The 26302-nt window shown below is 62.4% G+C and carries 22 protein-coding genes, 1 tRNA gene and 1 pseudogene; 9 read left to right on the top strand and 15 right to left on the bottom strand.

The features are described 5' to 3' along the window. Position 1: 1 nt before the first annotated feature. From FJ424_RS16010 to zorA, 4 genes are read right to left on the bottom strand one after another with little or no spacing between them, the layout of a single operon-like run. The gene (locus tag FJ424_RS16010) at positions 2-2986 is read right to left on the bottom strand and encodes a DEAD/DEAH box helicase (RefSeq protein WP_140653843.1); all 2985 of its coding nucleotides are present in this window, start codon (positions 2984-2986) and stop codon (positions 2-4) included. Next, positions 2983-4368, bottom strand: a complete 1386-nt coding sequence (locus FJ424_RS16005) for an EH signature domain-containing protein (protein WP_140653841.1) — start codon at positions 4366-4368, stop codon at positions 2983-2985. The genes FJ424_RS16010 and FJ424_RS16005 overlap by 4 nt, the downstream gene beginning before the upstream one ends. Further along, positions 4365-5228, bottom strand: a complete 864-nt coding sequence (locus tag FJ424_RS16000) for an OmpA family protein (RefSeq protein WP_140653839.1) — start codon at positions 5226-5228, stop codon at positions 4365-4367. The genes FJ424_RS16005 and FJ424_RS16000 overlap by 4 nt, the downstream gene beginning before the upstream one ends. A 12-nt stretch (positions 5229-5240) precedes the next feature. Next, entirely contained in the window at positions 5241-7364 is a 2124-nt protein-coding gene (gene zorA / locus FJ424_RS15995; protein ID WP_140653838.1) for an anti-phage ZorAB system protein ZorA, read from the bottom strand. A 536-nt stretch (positions 7365-7900) separates the two neighbouring features. Between zorA and FJ424_RS15990 the strand changes: the two genes are divergently transcribed. The 3 genes from FJ424_RS15990 to FJ424_RS15980 are packed head-to-tail and all read left to right on the top strand — an operon-like array spanning position 7901 to position 10490. After that, positions 7901-8323, top strand: a complete 423-nt coding sequence (locus tag FJ424_RS15990; RefSeq protein WP_140653836.1) for a DUF3489 domain-containing protein — start codon at positions 7901-7903, stop codon at positions 8321-8323. 5 nt (positions 8324-8328) lie between these two features. Continuing rightward, on the top strand, positions 8329-8799 hold the full coding sequence (locus FJ424_RS15985; protein ID WP_246677264.1) for a DUF2924 domain-containing protein: 471 nt from the start codon (positions 8329-8331) through the stop codon (positions 8797-8799). Further along, positions 8796-10490, top strand: coding sequence for a recombinase family protein (locus FJ424_RS15980; protein WP_140653832.1), 1695 nt, complete (start codon positions 8796-8798; stop codon positions 10488-10490). Before FJ424_RS15985 ends, FJ424_RS15980 begins: the two co-directional genes overlap by 4 nt. 201 nt (positions 10491-10691) lie before the next feature. Here the strand turns inward: FJ424_RS15980 and FJ424_RS15975 are convergent. Continuing rightward, positions 10692-10767 (bottom strand) — tRNA-Ile (locus tag FJ424_RS15975). Positions 10768-10988: 221 nt separating this feature from the next. On the opposite strand from FJ424_RS15975, the gene FJ424_RS15970 reads away from it, so the two are divergent. Further along, positions 10989-11699, top strand: a complete 711-nt coding sequence (locus tag FJ424_RS15970) for an SIMPL domain-containing protein (protein ID WP_140653830.1) — start codon at positions 10989-10991, stop codon at positions 11697-11699. Positions 11700-11926: 227 nt separating this feature from the next. Here the strand turns inward: FJ424_RS15970 and FJ424_RS15965 are convergent, their stop codons facing one another. Both FJ424_RS15965 and FJ424_RS15960 read right to left on the bottom strand, forming a co-directional pair. After that, positions 11927-12292, bottom strand: a complete 366-nt coding sequence (locus FJ424_RS15965) for a hypothetical protein (protein WP_140653828.1) — start codon at positions 12290-12292, stop codon at positions 11927-11929. A 219-nt stretch (positions 12293-12511) separates the two neighbouring features. Continuing rightward, positions 12512-12958 (bottom strand): YcgN family cysteine cluster protein, encoded by a 447-nt coding sequence (locus FJ424_RS15960; RefSeq protein ID WP_140640628.1) that lies wholly within the window; start codon positions 12956-12958, stop codon positions 12512-12514. A 1557-nt stretch (positions 12959-14515) separates the two neighbouring features. Here FJ424_RS15960 and FJ424_RS34020 point away from each other — a divergent pair. Together FJ424_RS34020 and FJ424_RS15950 are read left to right on the top strand one after the other, a co-directional pair. Beyond that, positions 14516-15457, top strand: a complete 942-nt coding sequence (locus FJ424_RS34020; RefSeq protein ID WP_246677262.1) for an OmpA family protein — start codon at positions 14516-14518, stop codon at positions 15455-15457. Between the two features lie 300 nt (positions 15458-15757). Next, entirely contained in the window at positions 15758-16306 is a 549-nt protein-coding gene (locus FJ424_RS15950) for a TIGR00645 family protein (RefSeq protein WP_140653824.1), read from the top strand. On the opposite strand, the gene FJ424_RS15945 is transcribed toward FJ424_RS15950, so the two are convergent. The 3 genes from FJ424_RS15945 to FJ424_RS15935 all read right to left on the bottom strand — a co-directional run bounded on the left by FJ424_RS15945 (position 16290) and on the right by FJ424_RS15935 (position 18951). Then, positions 16290-17156, bottom strand: coding sequence for an NAD(P)-dependent oxidoreductase (locus tag FJ424_RS15945; protein WP_140653822.1), 867 nt, complete (start codon positions 17154-17156; stop codon positions 16290-16292). The two genes, FJ424_RS15950 and FJ424_RS15945, sit on opposite strands and share 17 nt — an antisense overlap. A 260-nt stretch (positions 17157-17416) precedes the next feature. Beyond that, positions 17417-18046, bottom strand: a complete 630-nt coding sequence (locus FJ424_RS15940; RefSeq protein ID WP_140653820.1) for a helix-turn-helix transcriptional regulator — start codon at positions 18044-18046, stop codon at positions 17417-17419. 29 nt (positions 18047-18075) lie between these two features. Further along, positions 18076-18951, bottom strand: a complete 876-nt coding sequence (locus FJ424_RS15935) for a S1C family serine protease (RefSeq protein WP_140653818.1) — start codon at positions 18949-18951, stop codon at positions 18076-18078. A gap of 160 nt (positions 18952-19111) precedes the next feature. Here FJ424_RS15935 and FJ424_RS15930 point away from each other — a divergent pair, with 160 nt between their 5' ends. Then, on the top strand, positions 19112-20059 hold the full coding sequence (locus FJ424_RS15930; RefSeq protein ID WP_140653816.1) for a trypsin-like peptidase domain-containing protein: 948 nt from the start codon (positions 19112-19114) through the stop codon (positions 20057-20059). Between the two features lie 15 nt (positions 20060-20074). Here the strand turns inward: FJ424_RS15930 and FJ424_RS15925 are convergent. Next, positions 20075-20496 (bottom strand): annotated as a pseudogene (locus FJ424_RS15925) (VOC family protein). Positions 20497-20562: 66 nt separating this feature from the next. Between FJ424_RS15925 and FJ424_RS15920 the strand changes: the two are divergent. Then, a complete protein-coding gene (locus FJ424_RS15920; protein ID WP_140653814.1) occupies positions 20563-21189 on the top strand; it encodes a TetR/AcrR family transcriptional regulator in 627 nt (208 codons plus the stop codon). Here FJ424_RS15920 and FJ424_RS15915 read toward each other — a convergent pair. Continuing rightward, on the bottom strand, positions 21131-22078 hold the full coding sequence (locus tag FJ424_RS15915) for a LysR family transcriptional regulator (RefSeq protein WP_140653813.1): 948 nt from the start codon (positions 22076-22078) through the stop codon (positions 21131-21133). The genes FJ424_RS15920 and FJ424_RS15915 overlap by 59 nt on opposite strands. A gap of 117 nt (positions 22079-22195) precedes the next feature. Between FJ424_RS15915 and FJ424_RS15910 the strand changes: the two genes are divergently transcribed. Continuing rightward, entirely contained in the window at positions 22196-22834 is a 639-nt protein-coding gene (locus FJ424_RS15910) for an FMN-dependent NADH-azoreductase (protein ID WP_140653811.1), read from the top strand. Between the two features lie 77 nt (positions 22835-22911). On the opposite strand, the gene FJ424_RS15905 is transcribed toward FJ424_RS15910, so the two are convergent. The 3 genes from FJ424_RS15905 to FJ424_RS15895 form a co-directional block, all read right to left on the bottom strand. Continuing rightward, on the bottom strand, positions 22912-24087 hold the full coding sequence (locus tag FJ424_RS15905; protein ID WP_140640648.1) for an ROK family transcriptional regulator: 1176 nt from the start codon (positions 24085-24087) through the stop codon (positions 22912-22914). Positions 24088-24236: 149 nt separating this feature from the next. Then, positions 24237-25256, bottom strand: a complete 1020-nt coding sequence (locus tag FJ424_RS15900) for a sugar isomerase (RefSeq protein ID WP_140653809.1) — start codon at positions 25254-25256, stop codon at positions 24237-24239. 19 nt (positions 25257-25275) lie between these two features. Beyond that, the gene (locus FJ424_RS15895; protein WP_140653807.1) at positions 25276-26199 is read right to left on the bottom strand and encodes a BadF/BadG/BcrA/BcrD ATPase family protein; all 924 of its coding nucleotides are present in this window, start codon (positions 26197-26199) and stop codon (positions 25276-25278) included. Positions 26200-26302: the final 103 nt, after the last annotated feature.

The raw sequence follows: 26302 nt of genomic DNA, 5'->3' as shown, positions 1-26302 counted from the left end.
CTCAGTGCGTCGAGATGGTGGCCCCGAAAAGAGCGCTTAAATCCCCATCCGACACGGGCGGCGCAAGCATGTTGCGCGACAGCGAACGCTTTCGGCTCAGGAGACGGTCCAGCGTGACGTCGAAGGAGGCGTCGCCCAATACTGGATGAATCGCTATCGGCAGATGGATGGTCACCGGCTTGTCTTGCCCGATGCGATAGCAACGGTCATTGCACTGATCCTCAACGGCCGGATTCCACCAGCGGCTAAGATGTATGACGTGGTTCGCGGCCGTGATGGTGAGGCCGATTCCGGCAGCCTTCGGAGACAGCACTAGGAGATCGAAGCCCTTTTGCGTCCCTTGAAACCGTTTGACATATTCCTGCCGCCGGTGGCCCGGCACTTCGCCGTTGATGATTGTCGGTTCGGCGTGAAGATCAAAGAGAGTGGCGGCAACGCCGGCGAAGGCTTTCTGAACGGCGCGATCTTCGATGAAGATCAGTGCCTTATCGCCCGCTGATTTGACCCGCCGCAAGATTTCGATCGCCCGTGCCAGCCGTGCGGATTGCCCGAGCCAGGTCGCTGCCGATTGAGTGTCATAAGGATCGACCTCCCTGGCTCCTTCGGGATGCAAGGAAATGCCACGCAACGCGTGAATCGCCTTAAGCATCGCTCCATGCGAGCGCTCGCCTGCCTGGGCGGAGCGAACGGCGTCCATATAGGCCTCCGCTTGTGCATGGGGCATGTGCGTCTCGTAGGACATGATCTTCTTTTCAGGCAACCCCTCTATGTGGTTTTCCTTCATTCTACGAAGCATCATTGGTGGCCCGTCGGCCTGCGGCTCATCGAGCTTGTACTTGAGCGCCCTGAGATTGTCCGGCTGGTCCTCGGTATGAGCCTCGGAAAATCTCTTGAGGTCGCCTAGAAATCCGGGCGCCACCCGATCCATGATACACCACAGATCCTCGAGCCGGTTCTCGATGGGCGTTCCCGTCAGCCCCAGCACGAAATCGGCGTTCATCGCCTTGGCGGCATGAGTATTGATCGTGCGCGGATCCTTCACCTTTTGCATTTCGTCGAACACCGCGACCGAATAGCCAACCCGCGCGAATGCGCGATGATTGTCGGCAAGGGTTTCGTATGTGGTCAGGATCCAGTCGGCGCGCTTCAAGGCGTCTGTGTCGAGGGAGTCCTCAGGAGACCAGGATTCCGATCGTGGCCGCTTCAGCCTCTTCAATCCCGGTCCGAATGCATCCATCCTGTCTCCCAGCGCATCCGGCGCAAGATGCTGTTCTGCCTCGGCGATCCAGTTGTTCAGAAGCGCCGTCGGTGCAACAATAAGGATCGGGCCTCGCTGCAGCGGCGTCAGTGGTGTTGCTTGATATTTCCGGTTCGCCCTGGTCCAGGCCAGAAAGCCTAAAGCTTGAAACGTTTTTCCCAAACCCATGTCGTCGGCCAATAGCACTCCCGGTCGCCCCGCCACCCATGCATTGAGCAACCATGACAATCCCGTTTGCTGGTGCGGCTTTGCCCTGGTGCTCCCCATCAGTGCTGATGGCACTTCAAGCGGAATGGATGCAATCCGCCTAGGAGCAGCAAGCACATAGTCGGCGGCTTCCAGATTCTGCCTGATGAGAAGGACTTGCCTGTCGTCTTGTGTCAGCACCTCATCGCTTGCGGTCTGGCCGGGTTCTTCCCCCGTTTGGTCGATGCCGACCGGGGCAGAATCAACTGGCGCAATGTGAGTAAGCGCGCCCTCCACCTCGGATACGGAATAGTCCGTCCCCAAAACGGCGACGGTCTCGTGTCCTTCGACCTTGGCGGCCTGAACCTGGTGCGACAGCTGCTCCACGCCCTCCTGGCTGAAGATGAGGGTCTTGTCGCGCAGCTTCAGCGCGAAACCTTCGGGCAGCCACTGACCCGCCTTGTTCTGCAACCAGGGAAGCGCTGGCCTTCCCCACACGCCAAGGCCGAGAACACGTTCGGAATATTGTTGTGTCTCGACAAAAAGCGAAGCTGCGACGGCATCGGCCGCTTCCCCGCCCAGCGCTTCCGAGAGCGCCGGTCGAGGGTTGCGGATAAAGGCCCGTCGCGCTTCCCGTGGAGCGGAGCGCATCTTTCGGACCACATCCAGCGCCTGCTTCAGATCAGGATCAAGGACGACGAAGACATTGCGCCCAAGGACGTAGGCATTGTGGGTGTGGCCGGTGGCCTCGTAACGCTCGGAAACGAATTTCTGTTGCAGTTCCGGCGGCAGAAGCGCGTCGGCAATTTCGTCGCGAAGCTTCCCCGTTGGTTCGTCCTCATCACCTTCGACGGCGGGCGCCACGTCCTCGAGGGTTGCGGCCTTGCCTCGGCTCATCAGGACGGGCGTAAAGTCGGGGCCGTTTGACGTTTCCCTGACGTCGAGCGCGAAGGACCCTGCCTGATAGATCGTAAGGCTGGAGAGATATTGGTCGGATTTGACCTCAAGTCCCGTGCTCTCGCGCAACGCTTCCTGTACCGGTTGCCATAGACCGATGCGAACTTCGATCGGTTGCCCTGCGCTCGCATTGTAGGATTCGATGGCCTCTGTCAGCCGGAACAATGCACCGGTCAGCCTCCCCGTGTCCTCACCGACCGTCACGAAAGCTCCGGTGCGGATTCCGAGAACGGGCCGGGTATTCGCGTCGTACCAGCGAACGCGGATTCGTCCGGTCGCGGAATCAATCCTGTCCTCGAAAGAGAGCGTTGCCGAGAGATGGGCCAACGGAGCTATTCCAAGCGTGCTAGCAATCGATGCCGGCAATCCAGTCACGGCAGCGTGGGACAACACGACCGAAGCCGGCTCTTCGCGAGCCTCCTGTCTGGCCGCCGCCGACAAGATCATGCGCGCCGCGACGGACTCAGTGCCGCTGAAGGTTTCCCACTGCGCCGGCGGGACATTTCTTCGTCCAAGCAATCCCTTCTGCTGCGCTTCTACATGGACGCCGTCCTGCGTAACGCGCGTACGGAAAACAATCCTCATCCCCTTACCTTGTAGCTTGACGAGGGGATTCGAATGCCGGTCATTTGGTGGATCTTGTTGGCTACTTTTGATTGCCAGCTATTCGCGCCCTCATGCGGCCAATGAGTCACGGCGAAAATAGAATGTTGGAGAGAGTCGTTACCGTACGACCGTACTGCGTCCGGAACATACGAACGCCCGTAAAGCCTTGGGGCGGTTCGATCGTCTGCGTCATTCCATATGTGGCATTTTCCGTTGTGACTCCATTCGGCAACGACTCCGCGCCCAATACGCAAGAGCAGAACGGCATGGCCCGATTGGACAGAGCCATCAAAAGTGGCGAAGGAAACCTCTTTTCCGAAGGCCCGTCGGGCCGCCCGGGCACCGGATACGTCAAAGACAACCCAAGCTTCGGAGATAAGTTCGGCCCTGTAGATAGCTTCCCAGAAGGCTCGTCGATAGACCCACATCCGTTCGAGCGCGACCTCGTCGACGATGTCAAGGAACTGTCGTAGCGACTGCTCGGTCAACCATCGGCGAACGATGTCAGCCGCTTCAGGCATCCGCGACCATCGCGCGCCCGGTAGTCGCGGATCCTTGAACAGTTCGAGGAGCAGCGAAAGGTATTGGTCTCGAACCTGTTTGGCGGGCAGCACCGCACCAAAGGGAAGCACCAGTGCGTTCGCTACGAGAGGCGCATGCTCCTCGAAGATGAGTCCCCCATTTCGGTCAAGCGCAAGGTTCTTCACGATTGCCAGTCGGGTGTCGGCGTGAAGTCCGGTATCAGCAGCAAGCTGTGACAGCGCTTCCGTGGCGCAGGCACGCGCATAACCCGATCGCGAGTCGAGGGCGCCAAGTCCGCCCTTCTGCAAGACGACTGTAGGCGAGACGCCATCTGTCAGCGCGCGGCGGCTAATATTGCGCGGTCCGGTCCGCGAATCGAACAGGTCATGTTCGTTGTGAAGGTCCGACCATGGCCGACCCAATCCGCTCGCAAGCCGGCCGAGCGCGGCGGAGGCTTCCGCCATTCCGCTACGACCAGGTGCGAAGGCTGAGAGGAAAGACGACGCCAAGGCACGGCCGGGCGGCTTGCGGCCACAGTTTTCAATACGAGCAAGCGTGCCTTTGAGGATCTCGCTGTGATCGGAAAGGGCGGGAGTGGTCATCCAAAGGCACCACGCTGCATCACGAAGTTCACGCATGGTTACGTCCGACCCGACGCTCAGGCGATTGAGAAATGTCCGTGCCAGCTCGTTGTAATCCTTCGCCTCACGACGGAAGGCTTGCCCATCAATGCCACTGACACGCTCGGCTGCCGCCGCCACGGCCGGAACAGCCCGGAGTTTCGGGGAGGTTAGCGGGCGCGCCTTCAGTTGCTGAATTACTCCCTTCAGATGGCTCATGGTGCACCTCCGATCGCGTCTATCAGGATCTTGATTTCTCCCTGCATGTCGTCCGTCTGCTTGCGCAACTGCTCCAGCCGCTCGCGATTGTCGCTTTCCATAACGAAACGCAAGTCGATGCGCCTGTTGGCAGCCCGAGCTTCGGTCGTATCAGACTTGTCTGCAGGGCGCGTCGAGGAGTAACCGGAGACAGATAGGATTTCCTGATCATTGTGGTTCGAAAACGTTCTCAGCTCAGGAGCACTTGCGATCATTTGCTTGAATGTTTCCGAAGCGCGGGCGGTTGATAGCCGCCAATTGTTCTGGTCGATGCCGGTGCTGTCGGTATGCCCTTCGATGAAAACGGTCTCAATGGCGGGTGCGTTGGTATCGCGACACGTGCGCGTACCATCTTCCACTTTGCATGCAACATAGTCGACAAGCACCTCCCGAAGGATTTGTGCGATCGTCTCCACATTTCGTTCAGCCTGACCCTTTAGTGTCGACTCATCTGAGCCAAACTGGACAGCATTTTCGGTTATCCGCAGGACATCGCTCTTAGGACTGATCACCACATCAATATTTCGACTGGCAAGCTGGTCCCGGATCCGCTCCAGCAATGTGCGTCGTGCCACCGCCGCTTCGTCCATCGCTGCGATGTGTTGGCGAACCTCGATCTGCAACGCCGCGACCTTGTTCGCCGCCTGCCTCGCCGCTTCCAGGGCAATCTGCTGCGTGTCCGTCTTCGTCCGGAAATCGAGGGCGAACACCATGAGCATAATGATGAAAATAAACAGGACGCCGACCATCATGTCGGTCATCGAAACGAAATAGTTTTCGCCTTCTTCCGCGGCTGCGTGAGAATCTTCCTCGTTAATCATTCACGCGGCGTCCTATTCCGCGGCCTGCGGCAGCAACGCCATCCGCAGTCGATCAACTTCCTCACTCAACGCAGTGGTGTTGTCGTTCATGTCTGTCAAGAGCGGGTTTAGCTTGTCGATGGCGCTCGCGAAGCCGGCGTCGATTTGCTGCACCCGCTGCGCAATGACTTCACCTTGGTCCTGGGCGGCCTTGGCCAAGCCTTCGACTGCACTGGCAAGACTCTTGTCTACGCCTTCGAAGCGCTCCGCGTAGGACGACCAAGCTGTTGCTAGATGGTTGTGGTGCTGCGTTAGTGCATCAGCCAACGAGCGCGATGCGGTCTGGCCCGCCTGCAGAGCAGCTACCGAGGAAGTAACCGCCTCTGCCATTTTGTCGGTCGCGCCCGCGATACGCTCGCCGTACTGGAGCAGCGGTGCGGAAGCCGTGCGAACATCCTGGGCGGTACGCTGGAAAGCGTCGGCCACGGCGCGAGATTGGTCGGTCGTCTCCCGCATTGCATTGCCCTGGGCGACAAGCGTGGTTTCGGTTCCACGCATTGCCACAGCGAAGCGCTCGATCTCTTCGCGGATGGTGGCAAGGGCTCCTCCAAGCCCATCACGCAACGCCTTGGCAGCTTCTGCAGATGCACCGCCAATAGCTTCAGCTGCACCTGCCTGAGCCGCCGCCACGCGCTCGCGCGTTTCCTCGAGCTGTTTCGACAAGCCATCCTGGAAGCCGCCGAGCCCGTTGTTGAACGTCGATACCTGTCCTTCCAGCCGTTCGAATACTCTCCCCATTGCTTCTTCGAGCCGTGCCGATGCGCCGGATGCCGCTTGGCCAAGGCTCTCGTCGACCTTGCGGTTCGCCTGCTCCATCGTCTCTCGCAGCGCGGCAACGACCTCGACCATTGCGACACGGCTCTGTTCGGAACTTGAACCGAGCTTGTCACCGGCATCCGAGACGAGCCGATTGAGGTTCTCAGCTGCCTCCGACAGTCTTCGGCCGAAATCGGCGCCGCTACCGTGGATTCCGCGCTGCGCCTCGACCAGCGCGCCTTGCATCGACTGGAGTGTGGAAGCCAATTCGCGCAGTTCAGTTCCGGCGCCCCCCTGCACGCTCTCGCTGAACCGAGTAACGAGTTCTGCGACGCCAGATTGGCTATTAGTGGAAAGCTTTCCAACAGCCTGATCGATGCTTGCCGTCACAGGCGCCATAGCGCTCGCAAAGGCAGTCTGGATCTGCGGCGAGAGGTTTTCGCCCATGCGAGCGAAGAAGTCAGCGGAATTAATCTGTTTCAACTCCGTGAGTTGGCCCGCCAGCGTTTCGTTCATCTCCGCAGTAATGGCCTGAGGTGCGGTGTAACGAAGTTTTCGCTCCACCGCTTTGCAGAATTTGTCGAAAACCGATTCGATGACTGAAAGATTGAGCTTGAACCAGAAGGACAAGAAAATCGACGCGCCAAGACCCGCGATCGAAGTCGAAAATTTGAATGTTGCAACCTGGAGCAACTCGCGCGTCGCAACCTGCATGCCTTCTGCATCCACGCTGTTGACGGCAGTTGCAGCTTTGTTGAGTGCGAGCACCAAACCCACAAAAGTCAACAGCAAGCCTATGCCGACAAAATAGCCCGGGATGCTGCCGACGAGCTTCAGGCCTAGCAGATGCTCACGCGCGACCGACATGTTGACAAAGGCCTGGGGACGCACGGTATTGCGATACACGCCACCCTCTTCCTTTGGCGGCACAAGGGTCTCATCGAACTCTTTCCAGGCGTGGCCCAAGAGTGGATGCTGTTCAAGCCGCTTGTGCATGGACGGATATGACGTGGCAAAGTCGACCATATCCTTGGTCTTCTGCACGCGGCGCCTTATGCCGAAGATAGAAAGGGAAATCAAAATCGTATGCATGACAGTGAAAGCGATCGCCAAGGCCATCGCAAATGCCACCAAACTGCTAGCTATGGCGAACGCAAAACCTTGAGAGCTCACGCCTCTCAGGTCTCCGTTTCTCACTTCTGTGAGGGTCGCCCAAATCAGATCAACATCTAACCAGGCGAATGTGGAGGCAAGCTTCCATAATACAGCCGCAACAATGGCCCAAAAAAAGATAAAGCGGATGGCACCGTTCCACAGCAGCTTCGATGCGAAAATGGACATTTGAACCCCCGAGCCCTTCGCCTGTCAATACACCCCTCTTTTTACAACTTCCAGCTTGCCTTGCAGGTACCGGGAATGGAGTCACAAAAATTGATCCCGTAGAAATCCGCGACTGGATACAAAACTGCCGTTCACCGTTGCGCCTTCGGGCTACGCCTAAGTCAAGGAGGCGGTCTATGACATGGAGGCGGAACTGCGCACCTTCACGGCCTTGTCGCCCTGCTGACTGTTCTGGGCGACGCTCGCGGTTCGATAGAACCTGTCACATTGCCGGTCTTGGCGAGGTAGGTCGCGGACATACGTGGCCCTATCGGCCGCCTGGCAAACAGCTTTTGAAGGTTTGCCGGAGTTGTGAAGCAATCTCTTCCGTGCCCGGATAGAAGCCAGTCTTTTTTTGCTGGACTTCGTCGCCAAGGGAAGCATTGCTTGAAGAGCCATGGCACCTCCCCCAGCCAGCCTTCTCCAGCCCGCATTGCGGGCTCATGTCAGTACAGGCGTCGGATTGGCCGGCATCTGCAAACTGACGGGAGAATCACATGGCAATTCTGAACACCGAGCAGAGCACGGATTCGAACCAGGACACCAGTGAGACGCCACGTCCTTCGCCAGACAACAGCCAGACCGACGCTGCGCCAGGAAAGCCTGCAACGAAGAAGTCGGCGAAAACCGCTGCTAGTTCGTCCTCGGCTTCTGACGCGAAAAAGGGAAAGCAGGCCAAGTCAGCCCCGCGTGGCGGGGACGCCAAGCAAAACAAGACTGGAAGCGTCTTGAAGCGTCTGCGGCAGGCCAAGGGCGCTACGATCTCAATGCTCATGGCAGCGACCGGTTGGCAACCGCACTCGGTGCGAGGCTTTCTCTCGGCCGTCGTCAAGAAGAAGCACGGTCTCAACCTGGTGAGCGATGTCGGGAAGGACGGGATTCGCCGCTATCGCATCGACGATAATGCGAAGGACGCTTGACCATCATGCGCGCCAAGCTCGACATCGAAGCAGAGGTCGCCACCTTGGGCGACCTCTCCCGCGAAGACCTCACTGTTCAATGGGAGAAGATCTATAGGTGCTCGCCACCAAAGGGTATTAGGCGTGAGCTTCTGATAAGGGCAGCAGCCTGGCATCTTCAGGAAAAGCGTCTCGGTGGATTTTCTACCGAGACGCGTCGCATGCTCAGGTCCGCCATAGACCGGGTCGAGAAGAAGCTGGCCGACCGCGACAAGCAACCTAGCGTTGTTGCCGACATCAAGGTGACGACCACTCCAAAGCGCAAACATGTTTTGCCAGGCGCGAGGTTGGTCCGGGACTGGAACGGCAAGACCCACATCGTCGATGTGGTCGAGGAGGGCTTCGTCTTCGAGGCAAAGGTCTATCCATCGCTGTCGTCGATAGCGCGCAAGATCACCGGCGCGCATTGGTCAGGTCCGAGGTTCTTCGGCCTATGAGCAGTAACTCGACACAGCGCCTCAGATGCGCGGTCTACACCCGCAAATCGAGCGAGGAAGGTCTCGATCAGGAATTTAACTCGCTCGATGCCCAGCGCGAGGCCTGCGTGGCATTCATCTCCTCGCAGGTAGGTCTTGGCTGGAAGCTGCTGCAAAACCACTACGACGACGGTGGCATTTCGGGCGGGACGATGGAACGCCCTGCCCTGCAGCGGCTTTTGCAGGACATTCGCAACAGACAAGTCGACGTGGTTGTCGTTTACAAGATCGACCGCCTCACCCGCTCCCTAATGGACTTCTCGAAGATCGTAGAGATCTTCGATGCTAGTTCCGCGTCGTTCGTCTCTGTCACGCAGCAGTTCAACACGACCACATCGATGGGCAGACTAACGCTCAACGTGCTCCTGTCGTTCGCCCAGTTCGAGCGAGAGGTCACAGCCGAGCGCATCCGCGACAAGATCGCGGCCTCCAAGAAGAAGGGTATGTGGATGGGCGGAGTGGTCCCGCTCGGCTATCGCGTGGAGCACCGCAAGCTAGTCATCGACGATGTCGAGGCGAAGATCGTCCGACATCTCTTCGAGCGCTACCTTGTTCTGAAGTCCGTCCGCGACCTTGCTGACGAGGCTGCGCGCGACGGCCTCACCATTAGAACCCGCGAACGCCAGGATGGGACGGTTGCCGTCACGATGCCATTCGGGCGCGGCAACCTCTATCACCTGCTCTCGAACCCGATCTACGTCGGTAAGATCAAGCACAAGGATCAAGTCCACGACGGCGAGCACGAGCCGATCATTGCAGGTCCGGTCTTCGATGCGGCGAAGGCGCTTCTTGCGTCTCAGGCACCGCGCCGCAGGAGCAAATCAAACGCCACTCAGCGGCATCTTCTAACCGGGCTGCTCTTTGATGAGCAAGGTGAGAAGCTACGATCAGTGCACGCCAACAAACGCGGTGTTCGCTATCGGTACTACGTCTCAAAACAGTTCGTTGATCAGCGACGTGGCAACTCCGACGGATGGCGTCTTCCCGCCGATACAGTTGAATCGGTGGTCGAGCATCAGTTGAATCGTGTTCTCAGCGATCACAGCCAAATCGCTGATTTGATTCAGCGATGGGGAAGCTCCGGCGATATCCGCTACGCGATCCATCAAGCAGCAGAGGTTCGAGTAGCGTGGGCGTCCCTCGGCGCGGATGCAAAGCGATCTCTGCTGCAAAAGCTCGTCCGCCGCATCGCGCTTGGTCAGAAGGCGCTGACCATGGAAATCGATTACCCGGCACTGTCCGAACATCTGCTCGACAGGGTTCTGTCATCTAATGGCGGTGCTGAGACGGTGTCGATCACATGTCCATTCGATATTAAGCGGCGCGGCGTCGAGATGCGCATCGTTCTAAGCGATGCCTTATCCAACAGCTCGCAACCGGACTCTGCTTTGATCGAGGTTGTGCATCGTTCTCAGCTATATCTTCACCAACTCACCGATGGGTCTGGTCGAAGCCTGACGGAGATCGCCAGCGTGAACGCAACCACCGTCTCCGAGGTAAGCAGGCTGCTACCCCTGGCGTTTCTCTCGCCGAAGATCGTGTCAAAGATCATCGCCGGCAACCAGCCGATCGAACTGACGGCCCACAGGCTATCACGCCTGCCGGGCCTTCCACTCACCTGGGTCGATCAGGCCTCGCTCCTAGGGCTTTGATTTCGACCATCAGCCGAGCATCGCTTTTCCAAACAGTTGGCTACGGAAATGAGCCCACAGAGACGAAGGCCCGAAATCGGTACATTGGGGGTAGCAAAAGCCGCGTCTCCGCCAAGTGTTGCCGTCAAGGCGCCGCTAACCTACGGCAATGTCGACACTATTCTGAGACGGTCGAAAACACGCCAAAACTGGCGGACTGAATGGTGGGCCCGGAGGGACTCGAACCCCCAACCAAGCGGTTATGAGCCGCCGGCTCTAACCATTGAGCTACAGGCCCCACGCGGGCTGGCTTAGTGTTTTTCGTTCGTCCGCACAAGGCTTTCGAAAGCTCTGGCGGGAACCGTCAAAATCAGCCCATATTCGCTGCGTAGAGCGGCTTGCGCCCATAAGGCGCGTGAACAGGTCCAGGCCATGCACCGCACTGCAGGGAATCGGCGCCTTTGCGGAGTCGAGTGAGATGCGGCACGGGCGGCGGACCGCAGACTTCGAGGAGTTTTCATGACCAGACATCTTTTGCCCATCGCGCTCGCTGCCGCGGTCGCGTTCCCGGCGCTGGCAAGCGCCGCCGACACCCAGCCCCCGCCCCGCATCATCGTGTCCGGCGAAGGCGAAGCGACGGTGGCGCCTGACATGGCGATCCTTTCGCTCAGCGTCATGCGCGAAGCCAAGAGCGCGCGCGAAGCGCTCGATGCCAACAACGACGCCATGGCGGCGGTGATCGCGGCGATGAAATCCGCAGGCATTGCCGACCGCGACCTGCAGACCGCCGGCATCCAGATCAACCCGCGCTACAATTACACCAACAAGGCCGACGGCAGCCAGGAAGCCCAACTCGTCGCCTATCAGGTGACCAACACGCTGTCGGTGCGCGTGCGCAACGTCGACAAGACGGGCGAGATTCTCGATAAGGCGGTGTCTCTCGGCGTCAACCAGGGTGGCGGCATCACCTTCACCAATGACGATCCGAAGGCGACTATCACCGAGGCGCGCAAGAGGGCCGTCGCCGACGCGATGGCCAAGGCAAAGACGCTCGCCGAAGCGGCCGGCGTCAGCTTGGGCAAGGTGCTCGAGATCACCGACCAGAACGTCGCGCCGGTGCCGATGCCGATGGCGGCCAAGTCGTTCGATGCGGCCCGTTCGGCCGTGCCGGTGCAGGCGGGCGAGAATTCCTACAACGTCCAGGTCACGGTCACCTTCGAGCTGAAGTGACGCCCGGCCCAGTCGCGGGCATGCCGTTAACAAAAAGCCCCGAAGGAAACATCCTCCGGGGCTTTTTGAGCCGCGCCTCATTTGAGGGGCTCCGCTACTCAAGATTGATCTTCGCAGGAGATCATATCTGAATTGATCTTCGCAGGAGATCATATCTGATAGCTGATCCTCGCAAGGATCATGCTTTCAGGCGATCCTCGCAGAGGATCGTCCTTTCAGCTCCAGCCTCAGCGATAGATGATCGGGCAGCCGCGCTCGTTGGCGAACACCACCACGACACGGTCGCCATACTGGCGGCCGGCCACCTTCACGGTACGGCGGCTGATGTCGACGATGCGCGCGCGATGCAGGCCCATGCGCTCGGCCTTGTCGAGGGCGCGGTCCGGCGAGCAGCCGCGCCAGTCGCGATCGCGGTCGCGGTCACGGCGCCAGTCGCGGCGATAGCCGTCATCGTCGCCGGTGTAGATGCCGAAACGCGGGTCGTGCCTGTCCCCGAAACCGAGATAGAGGCTGTCCGCATGCGCCGGAATGGCGGCCAAAGTGCCAAGCCCGACAAGGGCCGAAAGGGCTGCCGTCTTGATCGTGTTGAACATCGTCTTCTCTCCTTGTTGTGGGCTTTCGCCCGTAGAACCGATGATTGGAAAATGCCTTTTTGCGTCTGAATTTTCTGCGAACCGACCATTCATGTCCGGTTCATGTAGCGCGAACCCGCCAGGGTTCCCCGCTCGCAGTGCTTAAACGCGAACCCCACGACGGTTCGTCCTTAAACGCGGACCCTTCAGCGTTCGTCATCAATATGCGTTGCGAACCGGTTACGGTTCGTCATCCAGTATATAATCGAAGTAGTCGTCTGGCTCGGCCAGATCGGTTTCCTTGGCCTTCACACGGCCCTGGATTGAAATCCCGGCATCGTGCACGGTCGCGGCGCTTCCCGAAACAAGCCTGTGCCACCAGTAGAGATCATGGCCCTCGGCGATAAGCCGGTAGGCGCAAGTTTTTGGCAGCCAGGTGATGGTGCGCACATTCTGCGGCGTCAGGCCGACGCAGTCGGGCACCCGCGCCAGGCGGTTGGCATAGTCGGAGCAACGGCAGTTCTGCGCGTCGAACAGCCTGCAGCCGACGCTTGTCCAGAATATCTCGCCGGTATCCTCGTCCTCGAGCTTCGACAGGCAGCATTTGCCGCAGCCGTCGCAAAGCGATTCCCATTCGGCCGGGGTCATCGCTTCAAGCGTCTTGGTTTTCCAGAACGGCGCGGTCATTTTGGTGGATTTGGCCCTCCGCGGCCTTCCGGTCAAGCGCTGCTGTGACGCTGACCCCGTATCAACATTAGAAAAACATGAAATTGCCTTTAAAAGGCCGGTTGGGCGTCCTTGGCTGGTGCCAATGCCTGACGGAACCAATTGCGGATGATGAAAGTTTGGGCAGGGATGGGACCCCAGTAGGAGAAAATTGATATGAAACGCCAACCACGGATTCTGGCGGGCACGGCAATCGGCCTGCTTATGGCATCCGCGCCGTTGGGCGCGTACCCGCTGCAGGGGGGTGTCGCTTCTGGCAGCCTGCACGGCGCGCCACTCATTCTCGCGCAGGCCGCCTGCGCCGAAGGCCAGTCGGCCGAGGAATGCGCCCAGGCCGGTGGCGGCCAGCAGGGGGAACAGCCGCGGAAAAGGAAGCGCGAACAGCAACAGCAAAGCGAATCGGCGCCGGCTGAACAAGCCGCACCCGCCGAGTCCGAGCAACAGCCGCGCAAGAAACGGCATGAGCAGCAGCAGACGGACAATGGCCAGTCCGGGGAGGCTGCCCCGGCCGAGCAGCAATTCAAGCCGCGCAAGAAGCGCGACCAACAGCAGCAGATCGAAGCGGCGCCCGCCGACCAGGGCGGCCAGCCCGCGACCGACGAGCAGCCGATCAAGCCGCGCAAGAAGCGCGATCAACAGCAGCAGATCGAGGCGGCGCCCGCCGACCAGGGCGGCCAGCCCGCGACCGACGAGCAGCAGCCGCGCAAGAAGAAGCGCAATCAGCAGCAGATCGAAGCAGCGCCGGCCGACCAGCAGCCCGCGCAACAGGTCGCACCTGCCGCCGGTAACCAGCAGCAGAACGACCAGCAGCAAGGCAACCAGGGTCGCAAGAAGCGCAAGCACGATCAGCAGCAGAGCGAGCCGGCCGGTCAGACCGGCGAGCAGGTGGCGCCGACCGAACAGACCGCTCCCGCCAACGACAACCAGCAAGGCGGCAACCAGGGGCGCAAGAAGCACCGGCAGAACCAGCAGAACGAGGCCGCTCCGGCGGGCGAACCCGTGCCACAGGCCGAGCCACTGCAAAACGGCGAGCAGCCGGTCCAGGGCGAACAGACCCAGGACAAGAAGAAGCGCGGCAAGAAACCGGCTGCCGAACAGCCGGCAAACGGTGAACAGCCCGCTACCGGTGAGCAACCTGCCAACGGCGAGCAGACAAAGACTGGCCGACAGCCCGCCACCGGCGAGCAGCAACCCGGGACCGGCGAACAGCCGGCGAACAACAACCAGCCTGCCAATGGCGGCAACGCCGCGCAGGGCGAAACCGCCAATCCGAACGAGGCACCTGTCCTGGACAGCCAGAAAGATGCCGTGCGCAAGCACCGGGGTCGCAACGATACCGGCCAGAACGGTGGTGCCCAGAACGACAACGGTCAGGCCGGCAATGGCCAGAAGACCAATCAGGCCGGACAGCGGCAGGGTGGCGAGCAGGCGCAGCAGCCGGCTCCGGTCGATCAAGGCCCGCCGCCCACCGACGACAAGTCGGCGCAGCAGGCGATCAGGCCAGAGAAGCTCGTCCCTGTGGATGAGGAGAAGGGCAAGCGGATCGACCGCACGCCCGAAGACTTTGCCCGCGACCGCCGGCGGCCAAAGGGCACCGACGTCGTGAAGCAGTTCGGCGACCGCGTCATCCTCCAGTTCAACAACCAGACATTCGTGGAAAGCAACGAGGCGCCCCGCATCACCCGCGGCGCCAAGGACGTCTACTACGAGGACCTGTCGGGCGGGCGCACCCGCGAGACGGTCGAACGCGGCAACGGCGTCCGCGTCGTCACCATCCGCAACCGTTATGGCGATGTCATCCAGCGATCGCGGGTCATGCCGGATGGCCGTGAATATGTGCTGAGCTATGTCGATGAGCGGCAGTACCAGGATGACGGCGACTGGCGCGATCCCGGCGACGACCTGCCGCCGATGCGGCTCACCATACCGCGGCGGGACTACATCCTCGATTCCGAGGATGTAGAGAGCGACGACGACTACTACACTTTCCTCGAGCAGCCGCCGGTGGAAAAGGTGCAGCGTCTCTACTCGATCGACGAGGTCAAGCGCTCGGCCCGCGTGCGCGACATTGCACGGCGTATCGATCTCGACACGCTGAACTTCGACTTCGGCTCGGCCACCATTTCCGACACCGAGGTGCAGAAGCTCGATGGCGTCGCCAACGCTATCGAAAAACTGCTGCAGAAGAACCCGGCCGAGACCTTCTTGATCGAAGGCCACACCGACGCCGTCGGCACGCCGGATGCGAACCTCGCTCTGTCGGACCGTCGCGCCGAGGCGGTCGCCGAGGCGCTCACCAACGCCTTCGGCATCCCGGCCGAGAACCTCACCACGCAGGGTTATGGCGAGGAGTATCTCAAGGTGAACACGCCCGGACCGAACCGCGAGAACCGGCGTGTCGCCATCCGCCGCATCACCTCGCTGGTGGCGCCGGTGGCGAGCAACAGCGACCAGCAATGAGCGTGTGATTTCAAGATCCTGTCCGGATTTTCGGAATCAGCGCGCAAGATGAAGGCCCGTCCTGTCCGGACGGGCCTTTTTCTTGCCGGCTCAAGAAGATTTGTCCTGCCGATTAGCGACTGCTCATTGAATCGCCGCATTGCGACACCCAGATTCTGTGTAGGGCGTTCCCTGCCCTGTCCCGACTCCAGCGGGACACACTGAGCCCCGTCGGGTCCCCTCCCCGGCGGGGTTTTTTGTCTTGAAAACCGGCCCTGTCTGGCCGAAATACCCTCTATCGCAATTTGAACGGAAGCCTTCATGAAGCGTCTCGAACTCGCCATCGAATCCGTCATCCTGGCCTCGCGCTGGCTGCTGGTGGTCTTCTATCTGGGGCTCGGCGTGGCGCTGGCGATCTACGCGCTTTCTTTCGGCAAGAAGCTTTATGAGTTCGTGATGAGCGCCTTCACGCTCGGCGACACCGACACGATCCTGAAGATGTTGGGCTTGATCGACGCCGCGCTTGTCGCCTCGCTGGTGGTGATGGTGATCATCTCGGGTTACGAGAACTTTGTCAGCCGCTTTGACGAGCAGGACGGCGAGGTCCATTGGCTGGGCACGATCGATGTCGGCTCGCTGAAGGTCAAGGTCGCCTCGACCATCGTCGCCATCTCCTCCATCCACCTTTTGCAGGTGTTCCTGAATTCCGTATCCTACACGACCGACCAGCTGATGTGGCTGACCATCATCCATCTCGCCTTCGTCGTTTCGGCGCTGATGCTGGCCTATATCGACCGAGTCATGGCGTTGGCCAAGGGCAAGAAGGCCGCGATGGATCGAGGCGAGCGCTCCGTCAGTAGATCCTTCTGACTTTCGTCTGCGAGTTCGCAAACACCTCGTCGGGGACAAAAAAGTCGCCCGCGAGCTGATCGGCCGCGCCCGGTGCGTAGATCGAAAAGTCCGTGACGCCTTCAGCGCGCAGAACCTCTTCGTCGATGTAGAAATTGCCGGTCGCCTCGCGCGACGGGCGCAGGAAGATCGCATGCGCCGCATCGGCCATGATGTCGGGCGAGCGGCTCATCGCCGCTACCGTCGCGCCGCCAAGCAGATTGCGCACGGCGGCCGTATCGATGGTCGAGATCGGCCACAGCGAATTGACGGCGATGCCGGCTCCGGCGAACTCCGCGCTCATGCCAAGCGTGCACATCGACATGCCGAACTTGGCCATCGTGTAGGCGACGTGGTTCTTGAACCACTTGGCCTTCATGTCGAGCGGCGGCGCCAGATTCAGGATGTGGGGATTCTCTGCCAACTTAAGATGGGGAATGCACATTTTGGAGACCAGGAAGGTGCCGCGCGTATTGATCTGGTGCATCAGATCGTAGCGCTTCATGTCGGTCTCCAGTGTGCCGGTAAGCTGGATGGCGCTGGCATTGTTGACGCAGATGTCGATGCCGCCGAACCGCTCCACGGTCCTGGCCACCGCCTCGGCGACCTGCGCTTCGTCGCGAATGTCGCAAAGCACCGGCAGCGCCTTGCCGCCGGCCTGTTCGATTTCTTGCGCCGCGCTATAGATCGTGCCCGGCAGTTTCGGATGCGGCTCGGCGGTTTTGGCCGCGATCGTCACATTGGCGCCGTCGCGCGCCGCGCGCAGCGCGATCGCCAGCCCGATGCCGCGCGATCCGCCCGAGATGAACAGCGTCTTTCCGTTGAGCGACATCCTTCGCCTCCCTCATCAATTCGGAAGGCAACTTGCGCGGCTGATGGGCACGGCGCAAGAGCCGAAAGGAGGCGAAGCGGTTACGCTGCGTAGCGTAGGAAACCACCGTGGCGCGGAGAGGATCACTTGAGATTCAGGTCAGGCCGAGTCGAGAATGGTGGGTTCCGAGAACCGGAGCGGAGCGTACTTGAAGTACGTGAGCACCGGAAGCGCAGGAAGCCGCCATTCGCAGGCTGGCCTCACCTGAATCTCAAGTGACCCTAGACCAGCACCAGCCCCTGCCGCATGGCGATGGCAATCGCGTCTGTCCGGTTGGCGGCGCCGAGCTTGATCAGGATGGCGGCGACGTGGAACTTCGCCGTGTGGACGGAAATGTTGAGCCGCCGGGCGATGATCTTGTTCGGCGCGCCTTCGGCCAGCAGCGCCAGCACTTCAGCCTCGCGCGGCGACAAGGCCGGGCGAGGCTGGTTGTCGTCAGGCGTCTCTTCCCCGGCAAGCTCGTCATCGTGGAAATCGCCATGCGCGACCTCCGACGGCGGCGCCTTGCCGACGCGGTAGCCTGACGCCGCCAATCGCGCAGCGGCGGCGATCAGCAGGCCATTCGCGGAGACAGGCAGCACGGCCAGCACATTGTCCGCCGCCCCCCGCTCGCCGCCCGCACGCCGCGAAAGCAGGACGATGGGCGTCGCCGAACTGACGACCCGGCTTTCCAGGCCGGCCTCATCGGCGACGGCGACATCCGCCATTTGGCCGACGCCACTTCCAGCCAATGCCGGCGCCAGATCGTCGCTCGCGGCCAGCGCATCGGCAAGCTGCTCGGCCCGCTGGGCATCGGCAAGCGCGACAAGCACCGTCAGCCGGTGAATTGCCGGCTCCGGTCTCGCAATCATTTGTGCCGCGCTGCTGGCCATCGATCCTCTCAGCTCAGCGGTTTCTCGCCGATGGTGATCGACACGTCGCGCTCGGCGCCGCCGCTCGAAACGCCTAGAGTGACGGTGGTGCCCGCGCTGTCCGGTCCGAGCTTGCGGATCAGCTCGCGCGGTCCATGCACGGCCTCGCCGTTCCAGGCGATGACGATGTCGCCGACATGCAGGCCGGCGGCCTTGGCCGGGCCTTTATCGTCGAGGCTCATCACCATGGCGCCTTTGGTGTCGCCATTGCGGATCGGATGCAGCCCGGCGCCGAGATAGCCGCGCGCGACATGGCCCTTCTCGCGCAGTGTCGCGACCGCGCGCTCGATCGTCTCATAGGGCATCACCAGCGCCCGCCGGCGCGGTCCGAACAAGAGCATGCCGATCACGCCGCCCTTGGCGTCGAGCACCGGCCCGCCCTCGAAGCGCCCGCCGGTGTTGATGGCGAGGTTGATGCGCCGGTCGATCGTGCCGCCGCGCATCGAGCGCCAGGCCGAACCGACCTCGCCGACCGTGCCGAATACGGCAAGCGCGGCTCCCTCGCTGCTGCCCGCGGCGATCGCCAGATTGCCTGGGCGCACGGCAGAGGCCTGGGCCAACTGCGGGAGACCGGCAGCACCGGAAGCAGGCTTCAACAGGGCAACGCCCGTCGAAGGATCGCGTCCGACAAGCTCGGCCTTGACGGCCTCGCCGGAAGCCAGCGTCAATTCGATCTCCTCGCCGGCTTCGACCGCTTCCTCGGCGGTGACGAAGAAACCGTCGCGCCAGTGGAAGGCGCTGGCGGTGCGGTGATGGTGCGTGACGAAACTCGCCACCGCGGGGGCAGCGGTGGCCGCGACGTCGGCAATCGCGTCGGAAAAGGCACTGAGGTTGAAGTCGCTCATAAGACTATCTCCTGGGTTCGGTGACCCAGATATCGCTCGGTAGCGCAGCCTCGGGTACTCGCCTGACGGCTAGTCACCGGCCCGACTGGCCATCTGGTCAGGTCGCGGCAATTGCGGCCGCTCCGCACATATAGTCATCATTGTACGAGGGAACACGCCCATGGCTTTCGCAGCCGAAAAACTTCCATCCGATGACACTTTGCTCGACGCTTACTCGGTATCCATCGCCGATGCCGTCGACCGCATCGGTCCGGCCGTGTGCCGCATCGAGCGCATCGGCGCCGGCGGCCACGGTTCGGGCTTCGTCATCGCGCAGGACGGACTGGTCGTCACCAACTTCCATGTCGTCGGCGACGCGCGCGCCGTGCGCGTCACCATGCCGGACGGCGCCGCGCGCGAAGGCCATGTGCTCGGCCGCGATCCCGACACCGACATCGCGCTGGTGCGCGCCGACGGCAGTTTCGCCGACGTCGCGCCGCTCGGCGATTCCAAACGCCTGCGCCGCGGCCAGATCGCCATCGCCATCGGCAATCCGCTCGGTTTCGGATGGACAGTCACCGCCGGCGTCGTCTCGGCGCTCGGCCGCTCGATGCGCGCCTCGACCGGGCGGCTGATCGACGACGTCATCCAGACGGATGCCGCGCTCAATCCCGGTAATTCGGGCGGACCGCTGGTGTCGTCGGCGGGCGAGGTGATCGGCGTCAACACCGCCATGATCCACGGCGCGCAGGGCATCGCCTTCGCGGTCGCCTCCAACACCGCCAATTTCGTCATCTCGGAAATCATCCGCTTCGGCCGTGTGCGCCGCGCCTTCATCGGCGTTTCCGCCGACACGACCAACCTGCCGCGCCGGGCGGCACTCTTGTCGCAAGTGACCACGAACACGGCGGTGCGCCTGCGCGGCGTCGAGAAGAACGGCCCGGCGGCCAATGCCGGCCTGAAGGAGGGCGACATCATCGCGGCAATAGACGGCCGGCCGGTCACCGGCGTCGACGACCTCGTGCGCATGCTCGACGCCGAGCGCATCGGCCGCGAGACGCTTTGCACCGTCGTGCGCCGCACCGGCGTCAGCCAGGTGACGGTGATGCCGGTGGCGCGGACGAACTGAGAGCCGTCGGGCGGCCTAGCCCCCGGCCGCGCCCTCGGCGTAATGCGCCAGGAACTCCTTGCTTGGCGGGATCGGCTTGATCACGTCGATCAGCACGCCGTTGGGGTCCCTGGTGAGTGGCGCTGGCCGAAGGGCTCGTCGCGCAAGCTGCGCAGGATCGGCAGGCCTGCGGCGACGACGCGCTCATAGACGGCGTCGGGATCCCGGACCTCGAAATTGATCAGCAGGCCGGACGCGCGCCCCCGTCCCTCTTGCGGGATCGTCTCATGGTCGCCCTGGACGATGCCAAGGTTGACGCGCCTGTCCTCGACCGACTGCAGGTGCACATACCAGTCGCTCTCGAAGAGCGGGGTGAAGCGGAAATGCTCGACGTAAAAGACCGCCGTCCCGGCGACATCGCCCGTCATCAGCACCGGATAATAGCTGGTCGTCTTCATCTTTCCTTCTCCTCGCATCCAACATACAGTCTGTATGTAAGTTCAAATAACATACAGGCTGCATGTATGCAACAAGAGTCCGGGCGCCGCTCCAACCGCGACCGCACCGAGGCGACGCGCGCCGATCTGATCCACGCGGCGCGAAAGCTGTTTACGGAAAAATCCTACGCCGAGACCGGCACGCCGGAGATCGTCGCCGAAGCCGGCGTGACGCGCGGCGCGCTCTACCATCACTTCGCCGACAAGCAGGCGCTGTTCGCGGCGGTCGTCGAGCAGGAGGCCGCGTCCGTGGCGGCGGAGATCGACCATGCCTCCCCGCCCTCGCTATCCGCGCGTGACGCGCTGATCGCCGGATCAGATGCCTATCTCAAGGCGATGCGCGCGCCCGGCCGCACGCGGCTTCTGCTGCTCGACGGGCCGGCCGTGCTCGGGCGCGCCGCCATGGACGAGATCGACAACCGCCACGGCAACCGCTCGCTGCGCGAAGGTTTGGCGGCTGCGATGTGCGCGCAAGCGATGACCAGATTGCCTCTTGAGGCGCTGACCGCCCTGCTGGCGGCGGCCTTCGATCGGGCGGCTTTGGCCATCGAGGCGGGCGCGTCCGGCGCGGATTACCGCGCGGTGCTGATCGCGCTCATGGACGGCTTGTCTCCGGCCCTTCCTCCGTCCACACGCCCGGCTCCATCTCGTTGAAGCAGCCGAGCTGCCGCTTGAACTCGTCGATCAGCCAGGTTGCCGCCGGCTTGGGGCTGCGGTCGACGCGGTGCATGGCATAGAGCGGCGAGCGTACCTCGCGATAGGGCTCGAGATCGAGTTCGACCAACCGGCCGCTGGCAAGGTCGTCGGCGATCAGCCAGCGCGGCAGGCCGCCCCAGCCGAGACCTTCGCGCATCAAGGCATGCTTGGTGCGCACATCCGTCAGCCGCCACGTCCGATAGGCAAACACGCCATAGTCGCGCCCGCGTGTCCGCTCCGACTGGTCGGTGACGACGAGCTGGATATGCTCGCGCAAATCCTCGACGGCGACGGGCCTGGGCAGCTTCGCCAGCGGATGGTCGGGCACCGCCGCCGGCACCATCGAGGTGAAGCCGATGCGCAGCAGATTGACGTCGGCGTCGCCTTGCAGGCCGCCAAAGCCAAGATCAGATTGGCCATTGACGACCTGGTCGACGATCAGGCCGAGCGAGCCGATGTAAAGGCGCAACATGACCGCCGGGAACTGAACCTCGAAGGCCTTGAGCACGCGCACCAGCGCCGGTGAAGGCAGCGCCACGTCGACCGATATTGCCACTTCCGCTTCCAGCCCTTGCCGGTAGCCATCGGCGCGCGAGCGGATGCGCTGCAGGACGCCGATCATGCGCCGCGCGTCCTCCAGCATCGCCTTGCCGACATCGGTCAGCTGCGGCTCGCGCACGCCTTCGCGCTCGAACAGTTTCAAGCCGAGCTGCGCTTCGAGATTGGCGATGCCGTAGCTCACCACCGACTGCGCCCGGTTGAGCTTGCGCCCCGCGGCCGAGAAGCTGCCGGTGTCGGCTACTGCCACCAGGATCTGGAGCTGATCCAATGTCGGGTTCGGCTGCATGGCTAGGCCATCTATTTTATTGATGGATTGTATGCACATTATACCAGTTATCCTGATGGAGCAGCAATCCCATATCGGTGTGGAAAGTTTTAATCCCAACCCCAAGGGGACACCGCCATGTCTATTCTGCTCGTTACCTCCAGCCCGCGCGGCGCCGCTTCGCACTCGACCCGCGTCGCCACTGATCTTGCCCAGAAGCTGGTTGCCGCCGATCCGGCCAGCACGCTTGTCGTGCGCGATCTGGTCGCCAATCCGCTGCCGCATATCGACCCTGACTACGCCACCGGCATCTATACGCCGGCCGAAGCCCGTACGCCTCGCCAGGCCGAAGTCGTCGGCGTTTCCGACGCCGTGCTCGACGAGCTCTTCGCCGCCGACACCGTGATCCTCGCAACCGGCTTCATCAACTTCAACATCTCTTCCACGTTGAAGTCCTGGGTCGACCACGTCGCCCGCTCGGGCAAGAGCTTTGCCTATGGCGAAGGCGGCCCGAAGGGTCTCGTCAGCGGCAAGAAGGTCTATATCGTGCTGGCTTCCGGCGGCATCTATTCTGAAGGCGTCGCGGTGCAGATGGACCATGCCGTGCCTTACCTGCGCAGCGTGCTCGGCTTTCTCGGCATGACCGACGTCGAAGTCATCCGCGTCGAGGGCGTTGGCATGGGTGCCGATGCGGTCACCGCCGCGCTGGCCCAGGCCACCGCCAAGGTCGATGCGATCGCTGCCGCCAACGCCAATCAGGTCGCCGCCGCGGCCTGATTGCCGATGCCGGTAATGAAAGAGGCAGGCGCCCGCCAGCGCGTGCCTCTTTTTGCGTTCGCTGGTAGGTGGCCGCCCTACAGCGGCGGCAGCACTACCGCCGGATGGCGATCCTCGCGCAGGATCAGCCCCAAGCTGTAATCCAGCGCCAGCTTCATGGCGCCAAGCGCGGTTCCGACATCTTCCAGCGAACTGACCGCAATCTGCGTCGGCCATGCCAATTCGCCGGCCACCCGTTCGACCTCCGCCGTCATCAGCGTATTGCGCCCGACGCCACCACCAAGCACGATCAGGCCCGGATCGAACATGCCGATACAGCCGGCCGCGAGCCGGCCGATATCGGCGGCATGGCGCGACACTGCCTCGGCGGCCGGGCGCGACCCTGCGAGCGCCAGCGCGAACAATTCCTTGGCCGAGTTAGGCGGGGCTCCTTCTTGCGCCGGCCAGGTCTGCCGGCTGCGTTCGATCAGCGCCCGCGAGCCGAGATAGTGCTCCAACCCTTCGCGATAAGGCACTTCGCTGACCGACCACGGAAAAGGCATGCGGCCGACTTCGCCGGCAGCGCCGCCTGCGCCGCGATAAAGCCGGCCTTCATTGATGAGGCCAAGGCCGACGCGCACGCCGACCTGCAGGAAGGCAAAGGTCTGGTGACCTTGCGCCGCGCCGAAATGCATTTCGCCGATCGCCGCGCAGTTGACGTTGTTCTCCAGGATGATCGGCACATCGATCTTTCGTCGAAGCGTGTGCAGCACGGCGTCCGGACTATTGCCCTGGCCATTGCCGAGGCGGCTGTGCGAGACGATGCGCGGCACCGCGACCGCTATGCTGCGCAAGGTGCGGAAAGTCTTGCCAACCTTTGCGGGGATCGATTTGGCCACCGACAGAACGACCGCGCCGATCTCATCGATGGTCGCCCCGTCCGCAATGCTCTCCTCCCCCGTGGCCAAAGGCTGGGCATCCATCGAATAGGCGACGGCGCGCACTTGTGCGGCGCCGACATCGATGCCGATCACATAGCCGGCACCGGGGCCAATGCCATAGACGGTGGCGGTCCGCCCGACGGCGCCGCGTTCCGTCCCGCGCGACGCAACGAGGCCGAGCGCGCTGAGCTCTGAAACGGCGGCCGACATGGTCGGCTTGGAGAGTTCCAGCATCGAGCCGAGCTTCGGCCGCGTCACCGGCCCTTGCGAGGCCAGCAGGCGCAGCACGGCGCGGGCGCTTTCCGTCAAGCTGGGGATGTCGGCTGGAGCCATCTGCGACGTTTATCCCGCCTCTAGTCCCTCTTGGCGCTCGGTCCGGACCTGCCGTAGCGTATATCGCGAATCAAACACGACAGCCGTCATTGTGAAGGGTTTGAGCGGTTTCCGCGAATTCCCCGGCAAGAACAGCGGCGGCGACGGGATCAAAGCTCAGTCGGCGACCAGGGTTTCAGCTTGGTGTCCGTCTGCCGGTAGCGGAAGGTGATATCGGTGAGGCCGGCCGCATCCTGCATGTCGCCGACGATCATCTGCAGCGCGATGATTTCCAGGATGCCGTTCGCCATCGCATTGCCCAGCGCCGGAATGGAGATGACAGCCAGCCTGTCGGCAGCAGCGATGTCCATCCTGCACGTAATCAGGACCGAGGGGCAGCCGAAGGCCGCGACATCCTGCGCGATCTTGACCTCGCGGCCGTCGCCGAAGGCGACAAGGCCTGTGGCCGCGTCCTGCGATTCCATCGGGCCGTGCAGATAGTTCAGCGTATCCCAGCCGGAGGCAGGAACCCGAACTGCCTCGCGGATCAGCATCGCCGCCTCGCCCGCGTTCGCAAAACCTATACCGGCGCCGACGATGTCGATGGAGGCACGGCCGGCCAGCAGCCTCGCTGCCCGGCCGGCACTTTCCCAGCCATCGGCCAGCAGTCGCTCGACTGCCCCCGGCAATTGCGCCCAGTCGAAGGAGCCGCCGGTGATCCTGTCGACCAGCATGCCGAGCGCGAGCAAAGTGCCGGTATAACCGGTCGAACTCGCGCCATTGTCGGCGCCCGATTCCATGGCGATCACCGCGCCAGTTATACCGGCCAGCGGATTGTCGCCGCCACGGCAGATGGCAAGGCGAGGATAGGCTTTCGCCTGTAGCATCACATCGGCGATTTCACGGCTCTGGCCGGAGGCTGACAGAGCGACAAAGGCTTCCGCGGACGCATCTGTCCGGCCATAGAGTTCGGTCGGCACGAAAGCGATCCCCCGCCTGCCGGACTGGCGCAGATAGAAGGCGCCGGCGAGCGCCGCCTGATAGCTGGCGCCGATACCGGCAAAGCCGATGGCTCCCGCGGTGAAACCCGAGAGGTCGAGCGTGTCGAGCGCCTTGGCCACAGCCTGCCTTCCGGTCTCAAGGCTTTCGGCTTGGCGGGACACCGCCGTTCGGTAGCCGATACGCTTCATTTTCGATGCTCCATGACTGCTATGCTCTGCTGCGGGAAGCTGTTTGGCCCGCGACAAGGCGTCCAGCCAGCGCCACCGCGCCGATCACCGGCGGCTCGCGCAGCAGGACCACGTGGCTTATCGGCGACACCGATGCCATGGCCTCGACGAAAGCATCCATCAGCATCGGCTGCTCGGCAATGACGCCGCCGCCGGCAACGACAAGCGCGGCATTGGCGCCGCGTTCGATCAGCAATTGGACGAGCGCGGCAAGTCCCTCCCCGCCTTCCTTGATGACGCGGGAAGCGAGCGGCGAGCCGGCAGTTGCCGCATCGAAGACGGCGTTGGCGTAGCGGCCCCAGGCCGCGGCACCCCTCGTCTCGTTGAGCAATATACCGAGCTTGGTCTGGTCGTCGGTTCCGATTTCGCGCATCAGCACGGCGATCAGCGGATCGCCCTCCTGGCCGCGGTCGAGCGCGCGGCGGATCGCCTTGGCCGCTTCCCGCACCAGTGCGGCGGCGCTGCCTTCGTCACCCAGGATCCAGCCCCAGCCGCCAGCGGCAAGCATCTTGCCCTCGGCTGTGCGCGCGACCGCGATCGAACCGGTTCCGGCCACCACCCCGATGCCGTCATCATAGCCGGCCGCGGGCACCATCAGTTCGGCGTCGTTGACCACCTGCACCCTGGTTTTGAGATTGGCTGACAGCAGCGCCTGGAAACGCCGGCATTGCTCGTCGGTATCGCAACCATGCGCGCCGACGGCCATGGCAGCCGGCGATGATCCGCCGCACAGGTCCGCAACGATGGCCGCCAGTTTCGCCGCATCGGCCTCCATCTGGCGGATCCGCCACTCGTCGGTGACAACCGTCTTGTCGAACAACAAGGTGTCGCCGCGCCGCCCCATGATGCGCGTCTTGGTGCCGCCTATGTCCACGCCCGCCAACAGGTTCTGATCCACGAACATTCCCCTCGTCCCACGGGCTACCGATGGACCGCACGACGTCACGATCACATTAGTTAGGAAACTTTACAAACTATCTTTCCAGACGGCAAGAACTATGATTTGA

Source organism: Mesorhizobium sp. B3-1-8 (assembly GCF_006439495.1).
GTDB lineage: Bacteria > Pseudomonadota > Alphaproteobacteria > Rhizobiales > Rhizobiaceae > Mesorhizobium.
This window is presented reverse-complemented; position numbering and strand designations above follow the sequence as displayed.